The 15,640-nt window shown below is 69.1% G+C and carries 13 protein-coding genes; 9 read left to right on the top strand and 4 right to left on the bottom strand.

Features of this window, described 5'->3' with window-relative positions:
- Positions 1-91: 91 nt before the first annotated feature.
- Complete coding sequence (locus ACIBTM_RS44595) at positions 92-496, bottom strand: NUDIX domain-containing protein (protein WP_395883171.1); 405 nt, start codon at positions 494-496, stop codon at positions 92-94.
- 27 nt (positions 497-523) lie between these two features.
- On the opposite strand from ACIBTM_RS44595, the gene ACIBTM_RS44600 reads away from it, so the two are divergent.
- Positions 524-1,213 (top strand): helix-turn-helix domain-containing protein, encoded by a 690-nt coding sequence (locus ACIBTM_RS44600; RefSeq protein WP_395883172.1) that lies wholly within the window; start codon positions 524-526, stop codon positions 1,211-1,213.
- Here ACIBTM_RS44600 and ACIBTM_RS44605 read toward each other — a convergent pair.
- A complete protein-coding gene (locus ACIBTM_RS44605; protein ID WP_395883173.1) occupies positions 1,144-2,667 on the bottom strand; it encodes an FGGY-family carbohydrate kinase in 1,524 nt (507 codons plus the stop codon). The two genes, ACIBTM_RS44600 and ACIBTM_RS44605, sit on opposite strands and share 70 nt — an antisense overlap.
- 115 nt (positions 2,668-2,782) lie before the next feature.
- Here ACIBTM_RS44605 and ACIBTM_RS44610 point away from each other — a divergent pair, with 115 nt between their 5' ends.
- From ACIBTM_RS44610 to ACIBTM_RS44620, 3 genes are all read left to right on the top strand, one after another.
- On the top strand, positions 2,783-3,763 hold the full coding sequence (locus ACIBTM_RS44610; protein ID WP_395883174.1) for a LacI family DNA-binding transcriptional regulator: 981 nt from the start codon (positions 2,783-2,785) through the stop codon (positions 3,761-3,763).
- A 333-nt stretch (positions 3,764-4,096) separates the two neighbouring features.
- On the top strand, positions 4,097-4,678 hold the full coding sequence (locus ACIBTM_RS44615) for a DNA-binding protein (RefSeq protein WP_395883175.1): 582 nt from the start codon (positions 4,097-4,099) through the stop codon (positions 4,676-4,678).
- A gap of 95 nt (positions 4,679-4,773) precedes the next feature.
- A complete protein-coding gene (locus ACIBTM_RS44620; protein ID WP_016335461.1) occupies positions 4,774-5,430 on the top strand; it encodes an RES family NAD+ phosphorylase in 657 nt (218 codons plus the stop codon).
- Between the two features lie 76 nt (positions 5,431-5,506).
- Here the strand turns inward: ACIBTM_RS44620 and ACIBTM_RS44625 are convergent, their stop codons facing one another.
- Positions 5,507-7,468 (bottom strand): S9 family peptidase, encoded by a 1,962-nt coding sequence (locus tag ACIBTM_RS44625; RefSeq protein ID WP_395883176.1) that lies wholly within the window; start codon positions 7,466-7,468, stop codon positions 5,507-5,509.
- Between the two features lie 30 nt (positions 7,469-7,498).
- A complete protein-coding gene (locus tag ACIBTM_RS44630; protein WP_395883177.1) occupies positions 7,499-8,473 on the bottom strand; it encodes a TerC family protein in 975 nt (324 codons plus the stop codon).
- Positions 8,474-8,747: 274 nt separating this feature from the next.
- On the opposite strand from ACIBTM_RS44630, the gene ACIBTM_RS44635 reads away from it, so the two are divergent.
- The 5 genes from ACIBTM_RS44635 (at position 8,748) to ACIBTM_RS44655 (ending at position 15,612) form a co-directional block, all read left to right on the top strand.
- Complete coding sequence (locus ACIBTM_RS44635; RefSeq protein WP_395883178.1) at positions 8,748-11,657, top strand: alpha/beta fold hydrolase; 2,910 nt, start codon at positions 8,748-8,750, stop codon at positions 11,655-11,657.
- Positions 11,650-12,609 carry an ABC transporter permease gene (locus ACIBTM_RS44640; protein WP_395883179.1) on the top strand — a complete coding sequence of 320 codons (960 nt, stop codon included), beginning with the start codon at positions 11,650-11,652 and terminating at the stop codon, positions 12,607-12,609. The genes ACIBTM_RS44635 and ACIBTM_RS44640 overlap by 8 nt, the downstream gene beginning before the upstream one ends.
- Before the next feature lie 256 nt (positions 12,610-12,865).
- Complete coding sequence (locus ACIBTM_RS44645) at positions 12,866-13,288, top strand: hypothetical protein (RefSeq protein WP_395883180.1); 423 nt, start codon at positions 12,866-12,868, stop codon at positions 13,286-13,288.
- 54 nt (positions 13,289-13,342) lie between these two features.
- A complete protein-coding gene (locus ACIBTM_RS44650) occupies positions 13,343-14,113 on the top strand; it encodes an enoyl-CoA hydratase/isomerase family protein (RefSeq protein WP_395883181.1) in 771 nt (256 codons plus the stop codon).
- Between the two features lie 89 nt (positions 14,114-14,202).
- Complete coding sequence (locus ACIBTM_RS44655; protein ID WP_395883182.1) at positions 14,203-15,612, top strand: S28 family serine protease; 1,410 nt, start codon at positions 14,203-14,205, stop codon at positions 15,610-15,612.
- Positions 15,613-15,640: the final 28 nt, after the last annotated feature.

Below are 15,640 nucleotides of genomic sequence, written 5' to 3' on the forward strand. Positions count from 1 at the left end.
TTTGGGTGCCCCAGTGACTGGGGAGCACCTGGTCATGAGGCGATCGACGTAAACACAGTGGGCCGAATAGCTCACTTTGAGTGACACGGCGTCAGTCGACGAGACCCGTGTCGGCGAGCAGCCCGAGCATCCGCCTGCCCGCCGGCGGGCAGAGGTGGGCGTCGGCAGAGGACAGCCACGCGGACTCCGCGATCTCGCGTCCCGGCGCGGGCTCACCGCGATGCTCGGCGGTGTAACAGGTCATGCGGACGCGGCGGCCGTCCGCGTAGCCGTCGGCCTGCTCGTTCAGCACCGCGAAGAAGCGGAAGCTCAGCGGGTCGAGCTCGACGCCGAGCTCCTCCCGGATCTCCCGGCACAGCCCGGCGACGTCGCCCTCCCCCGGCTCACGCTTGCCTCCTGGCAGGTAGAACTTGGCCTTGCCCTCGGTCCGCACCGACAGGAGGCGGCGGTCGCGGACGTGGATCCAGGCCAGTGAATCGATCTCTGCTTCGGACACGGCCTGATTCTGTCGTAGCCCGGGGGCATGATGGCAACCGTGTATCGGGAGACGACGGCACCCGGCGGCCTGGACGGCGTGGTGCGCTGCCTGTGGGAGGACACGGGCGGGGCGCCGAAGCGGATCGTGCCCGACGGCTGCGTGGACCTGGTGGAGAGCGGCGGTGAGGTCTTCGTCGCCGGGCCGGACACCGCGGCCTGGGCCTGGGAGACCGGCGCACGGGCACGCGGTGTGCGGTTCGCCCCCGGCAGGGCGGGCGACGTCCTGGGGCTGGGTGCCGACGAGCTGCGTGATCAGCGCGTCTCCCTCGCCGATCTCTGGGGCAGGGAGGGCGAACTGCTGGCCGAGCGGGTGCTCTCCGGCACCGCTTCGCTGACCGACGTCGTCGCGCGGCGCCGAGCCGGACGAGCCGACCGGGAGATCTCGGAGCTGATCGCCAGGCTGGACGGCGGGGCGCCCAGGGTTTCCGCCGTGCTGAAGCGGTTCACCACCGGGGAACGGCAGTTGCGGCGGCGGTTCACCCTCGCCGTGGGCTACGGTCCGGCGACCTACCTGCGCGTCAGCCGGTTCCAGCGCGCCATCGGTCTCTCGGGGGCAGCGCCGGATCTCGCCTCGCTGGCCTACTCGGCGGGCTACGCCGATCAAGCTCACCTGAGCCGGGATTGCCGCGAATTCTCCGGGCTGAAGGCGAGCGAGTTCTTCCGCGCCAGGAAGTGAGCGATGTCCACTGTGGACTCGTACAGCGCGCGGTAGTGCGGGTAGAACTCGTCGTAGACGTCGGCGTCCGCGCTCGGACGGACGATTTCGGCGACGGGGTTCCAGGCTTCGATATCCGGCTCCCGCCCCAGGGCGACGGACGCGAGAACGGCGTTCCCGAACGCCGCGCCGATGGTTTCCGCGGGGATCTCCTGGTCGATCCGCGCGACGTCGCTGACGATCCGCGTCCACACACCGCCCCGCGTCCCGCCGCCGACGGCGACGAACCGCCCCGTGCCGCCACCCGCCTCCCGCATGGCTTCCAGGTTGTGCCGCACCCCGTACGCCGTTCCTTCCAGCGCCGCGCGATACAGATCGGCACGATCGTGGGAAGTGGTGAGCCCGGCGACGATACCCCTCGCGTCCGGATCCGGCACCGGTGTCCGTTCTCCCGCGAAGTACGGCAGCATCAGCAATCCGCGGCTGCCCGCCGGGACCTCGCCTGCCGCCGCGGCCAGGTCGCCGAACTCGCCGCCGACGAGCTCCCGCAGCCAGTCGGTGATCGCACCGGACGTGGCCATCCCCGCCGCGAGCGAATAAGTACCGGGGAAAGCGCCGCGGGTCGTCCACAACCCCTGCCCGGGGCGGGGATCGGAGAGCGTCTGGACCAGGAACATCGTGGTGCCGTACATGAGCATCGTGTCCCCGGGCGCGACGACCCCGACACTGGTCGCCTCGGCCCAGGCGTCCACCGTGCCCGCCGTCACCGGGATCCCTTGCGGCAGGCCGGTTTCCGCGGCCGCCTCGGCGGTGACCGAGCCGACCACCTCGGTCGGCCACGCGAGCCTGGGCAGCTCGATACCGGGGGCGATCGCGGCGACCCGGTCGGCCGCCCAGCGGGCCTCGCGCAGGTCGTACATCGGATCGCATTGGCTCGCGGAGTGATGGTCGAGGACGTATTCACCGGTCAGCCTCAGTACAAGGAACGAACTCGCCATCAAGAAGAGCTTCGCCCGCTCGAACACGTCCGGCTCGTTCTTGGCCAGCCAGCGCCATTTCGGCCCGACGGCCTGTGACCCGAGCGCGCTCCCGCCACGTTCCACAATGGATTCTTCGCCGAATTCCTGGTTCAATTCCCGGATTTCGTCGAATGCGCGGGTGTCGACGCCGTAAAGGATCGCCGGGCGCAACGGTTTCCCGGAAGAGTCGGCAGGCAACAGCACCGGCCCGATCCCGCTGACCGACACCCCGATGATGGGATGATCCTCCGCGGCCGCCGAAAGCTCCCTCGCCAGTGCGAGGAAGTCGTGCCACCACACGGTTTCCGCGTCGTGCTCGAACCAGCCGGGACGGGGCCGGGACGTGTCGTGCGGCCGGGCCGCCCGCGCCACCACCGCGCCCCGGGAATCGACGAGGACACCTTTGGAACTCGAAGTGCCGATGTCGATGCCGAGCACCAGGCCCGGTTCCCCCACGACCCCTCCGAACTCCTCCGCGCGAGTAGCGCGATCAGCGGATGGTAACGATTGTCGGTCAAGCTATTCTTCCCGTGCGAAGGTGTCAAATACACCTGCAGAAGGGGAGGTCACGGTGGCCACCATCAACGACGTGGCGGCGAAGGCCGGGGTTTCGACGGCGACCGTGTCGAGGACGCTCAACGGGAAGTCCACTGTGGACCCGGTACTCGCGGCACGGGTACAGGCCGCCGCCGCGGAATTGGGCTATCACCCGAACGGCCTCGCGAGGAATCTGCGCCGTCAGGAGACCGCGGTGCTCGCCCTCATCATCTCCGACGTGGAGAACCCCTTCTTCACCGCGATCGCCCGCGGCGTCGAGGACATCGCGCAGACCGCGGGCTACTCGGTGGTGTTGTGCAACGCGGACGACAACGAGGAGAAGGAGCGGCGCTACATCGACGTCGCCCTCCAGGAACGGGTCGCCGGCGTGGTGCTCTCCCCCACCGGCCGGGCCACCAACGTCGACCGGCTGACCGAACGCGGCACGCCCGTGGTCGCCGTCGACCGGCCACTGCTCAAGAACACCGGCGATCAGGTGCTGGTCGACACCCGGCTCGCCGCCCAGGACGCGACCCGGCATCTGCTCGACGGCGGCTACCGGCGGGTCGCCTGCGTCAGCGGGCCGCCCGGGGTGCGCACGGCGGAAGACCGGCTGGCCGGCTACACGGACGTCGTCGGCGAGGAGAACGCGCTCACCCGGCGGGCCGAGTTCCGCGCGGAGGGCGGCAGGCTCGCCGCGCTCAGCCTGCTCGACGAGCCCGAGCCGCCGGACGCGCTGCTGGTGGGCAACAGCACGATGGCGATCGGTGTCCTGGAGGCGCTGGCCGCACGAGGCCTGCGCTCGGGACAGGACGTGGGGATCGTGTCGTTCGACGACGCGCCGTGGACGACGCTGATCGACCCGCCGCTGACGGTGGTCGCGCAGCCCGCGAACGAGGTGGGCAGGGTCGCCGCCGAACTGCTGCTCGCCCGCATCGGCGACAGCACGCGCAAGGCCACGACGACCACGCTGCAGGCGAAACTGATCGTGCGCCGGAGCTCTCGGCGCGACTGACCCCGGAGATCCAGGTGCACGACGTGCCTGGGCGACCGGTTCGCACCGGCCGCCCAGGAACGCCCCACCCCCTTGTTCCCCCAAGCCGGCCCCACACCAGCCGGGTTCTCCGAAGCGGTGGTAAGAAATCGTTTACCTTTCGGACGGTAAGTTCCTACTTACCACCTGTCAAGCCGAAGTCCTGGACAAGCTGGTCCGATGCGGGCACACTATTGCGATATTCCCTACTGCACGTGTTTGATTCCGTGCACTCCGTGTTCATCTCTGGTGAATTCACCCACGAAATCGAGATGAGACCGCACGAACCCGCACAGACGCGTTACCCTAGGCGCTATGTCGATAGCGCTCGAGAACGTTCTCGCCAAGGCGGGCCTGAAGGTCGACGCCAACGAGTTCCTGAACCTCGTCGAGGACGCGGCGCGGAGGCTGACCCCACCGAACCCCGACCCGTCGCACTACTTCTCGGCGGACCAGCGGGCCGCGCTCACCGACGTCGGCCTGGACCTCTCGCCCCGCGGCGAGGACGAGCCGGACTTCCGCGCCCGGACGGTCGCCGCGCACGCCGTGCTCGCCGATTCCGCGCTCAGCGTGCTGGAAGCGGCGAAAGCACTGGGCGTGGACGACAGCCGTATCCGCCACCGCCTGAAGGAGGGCAGGCTGACCGGCTGGAAGGACCAGGGCTGGCGGTTGCCCGCCTGGCAGTTCGCCGGCTCCGGGGTACTGCCCGGCCTGGAGATCGTGCTGCGCGCCGTCCCCGAGGACCAGCCCGCGCTCGTCGTCGCCGCGTTCATGAGTACCCCACAGGCCGATCTGGTGATCAACGAGCATCCCGCCACCCCGCGCCAATGGCTCCTCTCCGGCGGCGATCCCGAGCACGTCGCGAGACTGGTGGCCACGCTGGGCTCGCCGTTCTGAGATCTTTGCCCGACGACGGAATTTCAGTCGGTGGTAGGCCGTAGGCTGACCACAACGAGCAAGATCACCCGACAAGGACGGACGACTCCCGAGGTATGGCCCGGCTCCCCCTGCCGCCCGCACGCTCTGTCCTGGTCAAGGAGCTGCACCGCACCAACGACGTGGTGACGGTGCACCCCGGCACCAGGCTGGTCAGGATCTTCACCGCGCACGGCAACCACCCCCAGCAGTGGAATTCGTTCCGCTACAGCGGCCCGCTCCCGCACGGCCGCTTCGACCCGCAGACCCCCGGTCGCGGCGGTCGCCCGGTCACCGACCCCGGCAACGGCGTCCTGTACTTCGGGCTCACCGTGCGCACCAGTATCGCGGAGGTCTTCCAGACCACGTCGACGGTCGACCGCAAATCCCGCGGCCCGCGCCTGGTGGTCGTCCGGCCGACCCGCACGCTGCGGCTGCTCGACCTCGCCGGCCTGTGGCCGACCCGCGTCGGCGCCTCGCAGGAGATCTCCAGCGGCCCGAAGAAGATCACCCAGGCCTGGGCGCGTGCCATCCGCGCCGCCTTCGGCGACCTCGACGGTGTCTGGTACCGGTCGTCCATGGATTCCGGTGGCCCCGCGCTCGCGCTGTGGGACCCGCCCGCCGGGAACTCCCTGCCGATCGCGCCCGACGTGCTGCTTCCACTGGACCACCCGGGGCTCGACGTCCCGCTGGGCCGGGTGTGCGAAGAGCTGAACTACACGCTGCTCAGCTGACCGATGCTATGAACGGTCCGTTCCTTGCAAATTTCGCAAGGAACGGACCGTTCATAGCGTCCGGTGACCCGAGAGATCAGAGGTAGCGGCCCCACCACTCCAGCACGGCGTCGAACCGCTGCACCCGGTGCCGGGGCAGCCCCGACCGCGTGAGTTCGTGCCCCTCGCCGGGGAACAGCAGGAACTCGGCCGCGACACCGTTCTGCCGCAAGGCCACGTACATCCGCTGCGCCTGCTCCAGCGGGCATCGCCAGTCCTGCTCGGAGTGCACGACCATGAACGGGATGTCGATCTTCCCCGCGTAGGTCAGCGGGCTGCGCTTGCGCTGCTCGTCGGGGTCGTCCCCGACGTAGCCCCCGGCGAAGAACCAGCCGATGTCGGAACTGCCGACGAACGAGTCCCAGGCGTTGACCGCGCGCTCGCTCCACGCGCCGCGGAACCGGCCGCCGTGATGCGCGGCGAGCCAGCTGGTCATGAAGCCGCCGTACGAGCCGCCCATCACGCCGACGCGATCGCCGTCCAGGTTGGGCAGTTTGAGCGCTTCGTCCAGCAATGCCAGCAGATCGTCCGCGTCCACGGTGCCGAAGCCGTGGACGATGCTCCGGCCGTGGCTTTCGCCGTAGCCGGCGGAGCCGCGCGGGTTCCCCAGTACGACGGCGTAGCCCGCGGCGGCGAGCACCTGCGCCTCGTCGAAGACCTTCCATTCGTACGGCGCGAACGGTCCACCGTGGACCATCAGGACCACGGGATGCGGCCCGTCGCCCTCGGGCCGGACGATCCAGCCGTGGACCGGATAGCCGTCGGGAGCGGTCGTGTCCAATTCCTCCAGCGGCAGGATCCCGGTGTCCCGCAACGCCTTCGAGTAGTCGGTGAGCACGCGAGGCTCACCGTCCGACAGCAGCACGACGTCACCGGAACTCTCAGGCGTCCCGATCACCGCGACGATCCGCGCGCCGTCGACGGCGAACGACTTCACCACGGTGCGCTCGCCCGCCAGGTGCCGCAACGTCTTCAACCCGGCCAATTCGGCGGCGAAGGGAACGGCGCGCAGCTCGGCGGCGCCGCGAGTGCGGACCACGACGAGGACCTCGTCGCCGAGAACGACCGGAGCACTCGCCGCGTTGTCACAGTCCACCGTTTCGACGTCGGTCAGCCGCCGCGGGGACGCGGGCCCGGCTCCGGAGGGCCAGGGCGCGTGCCAGAGCCCGGTGTTGCGGGCGATCTCCTCCTGACCGGAGAACTCGGTGCCGTAGAACAGGATCGAACCGTCCGGCGCGACGACCGGCCGGTCCGCGGTGCCCAGGGACCGGACGAGCAGCCGGGGTTCGCCACCGGCGGCGGGCACGGCGTAGACGTCCGAGCGGACGGTGTCTTCGGCGGCCCAGTCACGCGGGGCGGTGAAGAGGACGTGCTCGCCGTCGTCCGTCCACGAAGGATGATCGACGTCGGCCCGGTCGTCGGTCAGCGGCGTGAGCTCGGCGGGCTTCTCCTCGTCCAGCGCGGACACGGTGTCCACGACGAACAGACGCTGTGGACGGTCGTTGAGGAAACCCGCGTCGTCGACGCGGTAGAAGAGGTTCTTGATGTGCCGCGGCGCTTCTTCACCCGGCTCCGGCGTTTCGCCGTCCGCGTTCTCGGTGCCGTAGCGGCCGGCTTCCGGCACGCGGGCGACGAAGGCGACGCGGCGCGAGTCCGGCGCCCAGACCGGCGCGCCCGCGCCGAGAGGAAGATCGGTGATCCGCTTCGCGTCGCCGCCGGCCGCGGGGATCACGTGCAGCTGCGGTTTGGCCACGCGCCCGGAGCCCTCTCCCGCCCGGAGGAACGCGACCCACCGGCCGTCCGGCGAGATGGCGGGGGCGGAGTCCTTGGCCCCGTGGGTCCATGGCCCTTCTCCGCCTCCGCCGAGGTCGACCTTGCGCAGGCCGCCGCGGTAGCTGTTCGTCTTCAGATCAGGCCTGCTCACCGCGGTGAGCAGCAGGTCGCCGTGCAGCGCGAGGATGCCGGGGACCGTCAGGGCTTCGATGTCAACGGGACGCACGGCCCCGACGGTACCCGATACTTAGCAGCTCTAACTACTGATTGAAGACTCCTGCTCAGCGGCTTCCAGCTTCTTCGCCTTCGCGAGGCTGGCCAGCGTCGTCACGCTCAGGACCACGACGATGACACCCAGGGAGACCCAGTTGTTGATGTCCAGCCAGTCCGGGACGACGTGGTACTCGTGCAGCGCGTGCAGGAACAGCTTGGCACCGATGAAGGCGAGGATCACCGCGAGGCCGTAGGACAGGTACACCAGCTTGGTGACCAGGCCACCGAGCAGGAAGTACAGCTGGCGCAGGCCCATCAGCGCGAACGCGTTGGCGGTGAAGACCAGGAAGGCCTCCTGGGTGATACCGAAGATCGCGGGGATCGAGTCGACCGCGAACAGCAGGTCCGCGCTGCCGATCGCGACGATCACCAGGAACATCGGGGTGATCCAGCGCTTGCCGTCCTTCTTCACGAAGGACTTGTGCCCATGCCACTCCTCGGTGACCGGGAAGAGCTTGCGCACCCAGCGGGTGAGCGCGTTCTCCTCGTATTCCTCTTCTTCGTCCTTGTTGCGGACCATGCTGATCGCGGTCCAGATGAGGACGGCGCCGAAGAGGAAGAAGACCCAGACGAACTGCGCGATCAGCGCGGCGCCCACGGCGATGAACACGCTGCGCATGGCGAGCGCGAGCAGGATGCCGATCAGCAGCACGCGGTGCTGGTGGATCGCGGGCACCTTGAACGACGTCATGATGATCATGAAGATGAACAGGTTGTCGACGCTCAGCGAGTACTCGGTGATGTACCCGGTGAAGAACTGGACCCCTGGGTCGTGTCCGGCGAACACCCAGACACCGACGCCGAAGGCGACGGCCACGGCGACGTAGAAGATGACCCACCGGGCGGCTTCGCCGGTGGTGACCTCATGCGGCTTGCGATCGACGATGACCAGGTCCAGCGCGATCAGCGCGAGCAGGCCACCGACCGTGGCGATCCATAGCCACAGGGGAACAGACATGTATCCAACCCTCCGGATAGTGCACAGCAGCAACTAACCGGAGGTCTCTTCCGCCGGTGCGAAACCGGCCGACGGTGCCGGGGGCCCGCGAAGGCCACCGTGCTGACGACACCGCCGCGAAGGAATACTCCCCTCACAGCTGGTCCAGTTTGACCTGTCTGTACGTCTGACGCCAGTTAAGGTTGCCCTTGTCACCAAGATGATGACGTAACGCCTGTCACACCCCGCACACATGTGTGGTCCCTGTGTGCTGGAGAAGCGACTCTCAGGTTCGGTGAAATACGGTCATTCCGTGCCCCGAATCCCGCTCCCTCGCACGCGAGGCGCGAAGCTCACCGCGCTCGCCGCGGTCGTGGTGGTCCTGGCCGCCGCGGCCGTCGTGTGGACGAACAGCGAACCAGCCCCGTCCGCGGTCAGAACCCAGGACGCGACCCTCGATCTGCCCGAAACGCCGGGCTCGTCCGAGGTCGTCAAGATCGACACGACCACGTATCTGCCCGAACAGACCCCGGCTCCGGCCGTGCTGCTCGCCCACGGTTTCGGCGGTGACAAGAACAGTGTCGCCGCCGAAGCCCGTGAACTCGCCGACAAGGGCTTCGTCGTGCTGACCTGGTCCGCGCGTGGCTTCGGCCGCAGCACCGGGAAGATCGCGCTGAACGACCCGGACCGCGAGGTCGCCGACGCCCGGAAGCTGATCGACAGCCTGGCCGGCCGTCCGGAGGTCCTCAGCGAGAACGGCGACCCGAAGGTGGCAGTGTCCGGCGCTTCGTACGGCGGCGCGCTTTCGCTGTTGCTCGCCGGGACCGACAAGCGGGTCGACGCGATCGCGCCGGTGATCACCTACAACGATCTCGCGCAGGGCCTCTTCCCGAACGCCGCCGCCCCGGCCGCGCCGAACGCGACCACCCCGGCCGCCGGCGCGTTCTCCGCGGACGGCGTCTTCAAGAAGTCGTGGGCGGGCATCTTCTTCTCCGCCGGTTCCGGCGCGGCGCAAAGCGGCTCCCCCGCCAACGACGCGCCCGAAGCCGGCGACGAGACGAGCGAATCCGGTGCGGCACAGGGCACGGGAGCGGCGGGGGCCGCGGCCCAGTCGCTGCCGCTCGGTGGCCCGGACGGGCAGCGTCCGCCGTCCGGCCCCGCCGACCCTTGTGGACGGTTCACCGCCGACGTCTGCCAGGCCTACACCGAACTCGCCACCACCGGGAAGGCGAGCCAGAAGACCGTCGACCTGCTCCGCCGGGTCTCCCCCGCGTCCGTGACGGACAAGATCACCGTGCCGACCCTGCTGGTGCAGGGCGAAAGCGACACCCTGTTCGGCTTGGACCAGTCCGACGCGACCGCCCGGCAGATCTCCGCCGCGGGCGGCAAGGTCCGCACGATCTGGTACACCGGCGGCCACGACGGCGGGAAGCCCGGGCAGAAGCTGCGCGCGCAGATCGCCGACTTCCTCAAGTTCTCCCTCACCGGGCAGGGCACCGATCCCGGCACCGGGTTCAGTTACGACATCCAGGGCACGCTGCGGGCGAACGGCGCCCCGTCGGTCCGGACCGTCAGCGCCCCGGCGTACCCGGGAGCGACCGGGGAGGCCACCGAGCGGCGGCAGTTCACCTTGGCGGGCCCGGCGCAGCCCGTCGTCCGGCCCGCCGGCGGCAATCCCGCCGCGGTGAGCGGGATCCCCGGTTTGAACGGCGCGGTGGCGGGCTCGTCGCGGCTTTCCGGACTGTTCAGCCTGGACCCGCCGGGGCAGGCCGCGCAGTTCGCGACGCCGCCGCTCGACGCGCAGACGATCGCGGCCGGTTCCTCGACGGTCCGGCTGCAGGTCTCCGCGGATCCCTCCACCGGGACTCCGCGGAAGGAAGCCGTCCTGTTCGCGAAGCTCTACGACGTCAACTCGGAAGGCGTCCGCACGCTTCCGGCCAACGCCGTCGCGCCCTTCCGCGTCTCCGGTCTGCCCGCAGACGGCAGTCCGGTCGAGGTGACGGTGACCCTGCCGGGCATCGTGCGGCCGCTGGAAGCCGGGCACACACTCAGGCTGGTCGTCGGCACGACGGACCAGGCGTTCGCGACGCCGGTCGAGCCCGCGGTGTTCCGCATCGGGCTGGCGGACGGCGGACGGCTCGCCGTCCCGGTCGTCCACGGCAACTCGGTCGGCGCGGGCGCGCCCGTCGCGCAGCTGCTCGGTATCACGGGGACGCTGCTCGCGGGTATCGCGATCGCGGTGATCGCCGCGTTCCGCCGCCGCCGCGCGCACGACGTCGACGAGAGCCTGGCGAAGACGCCGCTGGTGATCGAAGGGCTGCGAAAGGCCTACGCGGGCGGGTTCGTCGCGGTGAAGGATCTGTCGTTCCGGGTCGAACCCGGCCAGGTGCTCGGCCTGCTCGGGCCGAACGGCGCGGGCAAGACGACGACCCTGCGCATGCTGATGGGGCTCATCACGCCGACCGCGGGCACCATCCGCGTGTTCGGCCATCTGATCGCGCCCGGCGCGCCGGTGCTGTCCCGGATCGGGTCCTTTGTGGAGGGTTCGGGCTTCCTGCCGCATCTGTCCGGCAAGGAGAACCTGGAACTGTACTGGGCGAGCACGGGCCGCCCGGAGGACAAGGCGCATTTCGCCGAGGCACTGGAGATCGCCGGGCTCGGCGACGCGGTGAACCGGCGGGTCCGCACCTACAGCCAGGGCATGCGGCAGCGGCTCGCGATCGCACAGGCGATGCTCGGCCTGCCGGAGCTCATGGTGCTCGACGAACCGACCAACGGGCTCGACCCGCCACAGATCCACCAGATGCGCGAGGTGCTCCAGCGCTACGCGGCGACGGGGCGCACCGTGGTGGTCTCGAGCCACCTGCTGGCCGAGGTCGAGCAGACCTGTACGCACGTGGTCGTGATGCACCGCGGCATGCTGGTCGCCTCGGGTGAGGTCGGCGAACTGGCCGCGTCCAGTGGTGAGGCGACGTTCCGCGTCGACAAGCCCGCCGAAGCGGCCGAAGCGCTGCGAAAGGTCGGCGGCGTTTCCGGCGTCGACGTCGACGGGGAACTGGTCCACGCGGATCTCGACGGTCTCGCCCGCGCCGAAGCGGTCGCCGCCCTGGTGCGGGCCGGGGTCGCGGTCGAGCAGGCCGGGCCGCGGCGCCGTCTGGAAGACGCGTTCCTGCAGCTGGTCGGAGAGGACTCGAAGGGTGAGTAAGACCAATGGTTCCGGCCCGGCGACCCGGGCGGATCACGGCGTGCACACCGATCCGGCGGCACTGCTGGAGCTGACCGAAGTCGCGTCGCACGAGCCGACCGAGGTCGGCCCGGACGGGGCGGTGGCGGGGTACCGCGCCGACCGGACGCTGCGGCTCGGCGTCGAACTGAAGCGGCAGCTCAAACGGCGGCGGACCCAGCTGATGCTGGGGTTCGTCGCGCTGCTGCCGTTCATCCTGGTGATCGCGTTCGAGATCGGCCAGGCCAACCCGAACCGCCGCAGCGGCGGCTTCGTCGACCTCGCGACCGCGAGCGCGCCGAACTTCGTGGTGCTCGCGCTGTTCGTCTCCGGGACGTTCCTGCTCCCGATGATCGTGGCGTTGTTCTACGGCGACACGATCGCGAGCGAGGCGTCGTGGTCGAGCCTGAAATACCTGCTCGCCATGCCGGTCCCCCGGCATCGGGTGCTGCGGCAGAAGGCGATCGTCTCCGGCATCCTCTCCGCGGCCGCGTTGATCCTGTTGCCGCTGGTGTCGCTGGTGGTCGGCGTCATCTTCTACGGCGCGGGCGACGCGATCAGCCCGACCGGGGACGCGGTGTCGTTCGGCGACAGTCTCATCGCGATGGGTCTGGCGACGATCTACATCATCCTGCAGCTGGCGTGGGTGGCCGGGCTGGCGATGCTGCTCTCGGTCGCCACCGACGCCCCGCTGGGCGCCGTCGGCGGCGCGGTGATCGTCGCGATCGTCTCGCAGATCCTCGACCAGATCACCGCGCTCGAAGGCCTGCGGGACTATCTGCCGACGCATTTCGCGTTCTCGTGGATGGACCTGATCTCGACCGACATCGACTGGACGAACATGGCCAACGGCATGTTGTCGGCGGCGTTGTACGGCACGATGTTCTTCCTCCTGGCGGGCCGCCGGTTCGCGACGAAGGACATCACCAGCTGAGAGCATTTCCGTACCGGAAAATCACCGGGGTCCACCGGGAAGACGAATTCTCTTCCCTGGTGGGCCCCGGTTTTCACTGCCTGTGGCGACCTTCACCCATTAGCGCCGGTAACCGGTGTTTCATGCGCATGCGAGCATCCTTTTTCCGATCATCGACTCATTGGGTGAAAAGTTCGGATTCACCTTCGGAGACCTCCGAGAAATCCTTATCTTCAGGGGAAAGGTGCCGACGCGAGAAGAAAGCGGGGACGTCACCATGACCCAGTCAGTCGAGACCCCGGTCCAAGAATTCTCTCTTGATTGGACCATGCACGCCGGCAAGGGTGGCCGGGTCGGATTCGCCGTCTCGGGCCAGGTGACACTTCTCGACAACAATCGGTTCTACAAGATCGACGGGGTCCTCTACATTTCCGAGGGCAGCACCTACTGCCGCGAAATCGGCAACCCGCATCTGTTCGTCCGGCGCAACGGCGTCGAGGAGAGCGGCAGGCAATGGGGCTGGGAGACCATCTGCAACCGCAAATCCTGCAGCAGGCTGTGCTCGATGGACGCCTACTTCGTCCGTACCGGCTACTGGGCGCCCGCCGACCGCGCCATCCAGCTCAGCATCGGCGCCGAGACCGGCTGGAACCGCAAACGGTCCTTCAGCCCGACGGTCACCGTGCGCCTCAAGGACTAGGCGCGGTCTGAGCGGTCCACTGTAGGTCCCCGCGGGCTCGGGTACGGTCGGCCCATGGCCACCTCCTCGATCCGTGTGGACGACGAAGGCGGGATCGCCGTCGTCACCCTGCAGCACGGCAAAGCGAACACCCTCGACACGGAGTTCTGCCAGGAGCTGATCGTCCGGCTCGAAGACGTTCAGCTCGGCGGCTATCGCGGTGTCGTGCTGACCGGCACCGGCGGCATCTTCTCCGCGGGCGTCGACCTGCGGCGGGTGCACGACGGCGGCTCGGGTTACCTGGAGGACTTCCTGCCCGCGCTGTCGGACGCGTTCCTCTCGGTGTTCGGGTTCCCCGGTCCGGTGATCGCGGCCGTCAACGGACACGCGATCGCCGGCGGGGCGGTGCTCGCCGCCGCCTGCGACCGCCGTGTCCTCGCCGACGGGCCCGGCCGGATCGGGATCACCGAACTGCTCGTCGGCGTGCCGTTCCCGTTGGCGGCGCTGGAGATCCTGCGGTCCGGGTTCGGTGCCGGCATACTGGCCGAACTCGCGTTCCTCGGGGAGACCCACCTTCCTGCGGACGCGCTCCGGCTCGGCCTGGTGAACGAGGTGACCGCGCCCGGGAACGTCGTCGAGCGGGCGGTGGAGGTCGCCAGGAAACTCGCCGAGATCCCGGCCGCCGCGTACGCGCACACGAAGGCGCAACTGCACCAGCCGTTCCACGAGCGGATCGCCGAACACCGCACCGGCGACGACGCCCACGTCCTCGAACTGTGGAGCTCCCCCGAAGCCCGCGCGGCCATCAAGGCCTATGTCGACACGGTGCTGCGCGGCCAAGGCTGAATTCAAGCTCGACCGGATAGGCGATTGCCCACCGGCGGGGACTCTGTGAGTATCCGACCGCTCAACGGGTCCCGATGGGGAGGACATGGATGCGGAAGCTCACGGCCGCGTGGCCGGTTCTGGCGATCACCGTGCTCGCACTGGCCGGGCTGACCCCGGCCGCGCAGGCGGCACCTGAGGACATCAAGGACGCGCTCGGACGGATCCCGGGCCTGACCGTCGTCTCGGAGAACCCGGCGCCGACCGGATACCGGTTCTTCAAACTCACCTACACCCAGCCCGTCGACCACCGCAAGCCGGACAGCGGCACCTTCCAGCAGCGTTTCACGTTGCTGCACAAGGAATTCCGCTCGCCGACCGTGGTGTACACGAGCGGGTACAACGTGTCGCAATCGCCCAACCGCTCGGAGCCGACACAGCTCGTCGACGGCAACCAGCTGTCGATGGAATACCGCTTCTTCACCCCCTCGCGGCCGGAGCGGCCGAACTGGGGCAAGCAGCTGACGATCTGGCAGGCCGCCGCCGATCAGCACCGCGCCGTCGAGGCGTTCAAGCGGCTCTACCCGGGTAAGTGGCTCGCGACCGGCGGCAGCAAGGGCGGCATGACGGCGACCTACTTCCGTAGGTTTTTCCCGGACGACGTCGACGCGACGATCCCTTACGTCGCGCCCAACGACGTCATCAACGAGCACGACCGCTACAACCGGTTCCTGGCGAACGTCGGCGACGATCCGGCCTGCCGTTCGGCCTTGAAGGCGATCCAGCGTGACGTGCTGACCCGGCGCTCCGAGTTCGCGGCGCTCGCCGCCGCCGACGCGGCCAAGAACGGCTACACGTTCGAGACCGTCGGCTCGGCCGATGTGTCGCTGGAGATCTCGGTGATCGACTCGTACTTCGCCTTCTGGCAGTACCAGAGGCAGTCGGACTGCGCGACGATCCCGAAGGCGGGTGCCCCGGCGGCCGAGGTCTACGCCTGGTTCGAGCGCGTCGAGAGCCTCAACACCTACTCCGACCAGAACCTCGAGGTCTACGTCCCGTACTACTTCCAGGCGGCCTACCAGCTCGGCGCCCCCGAGTCCTACGAAGGCTATCTCCGGGATCTGCTGCGCTACCCGGGCTCCAACGTGTCGCGGACGTTCGTGCCGAAGTCGGTCGACATCCCGCGGTTCGATCATCTGGCGATGCCGGACATCGACTTCTGGGTGAAGTCGCGGGGGAAGCGGCTGATGTTCGTCTACGGCGGGAACGACCCGTGGGGTGCCGAGCCGTTCAGGCTCGGCTTCGGCACGAAGGACTCCTACAGCTACACGGTGCCGGGCGGCAACCACGGCGCCCGGATTTCGCAGCTTCCCACGGCGCAGGCCGCCGAAGCGACGAACACCGTGCGGCGGTGGGCCGGCCTGCCTCCGGTTTCGCCGGGTGTCAGCACCCGTTCGGCGCCCGCCGGGTTCCCGGACTTCGACGCCGACTTGACCATGTTGGAGCGCCGTCGCCTCTGAGCACCCTCACGCGTTTCGTCCTCTGAAT

It is taken from the genome of Amycolatopsis sp. NPDC049868, from assembly GCF_044461365.1.
Lineage (GTDB): Bacteria > Actinomycetota > Actinomycetes > Mycobacteriales > Pseudonocardiaceae > Amycolatopsis.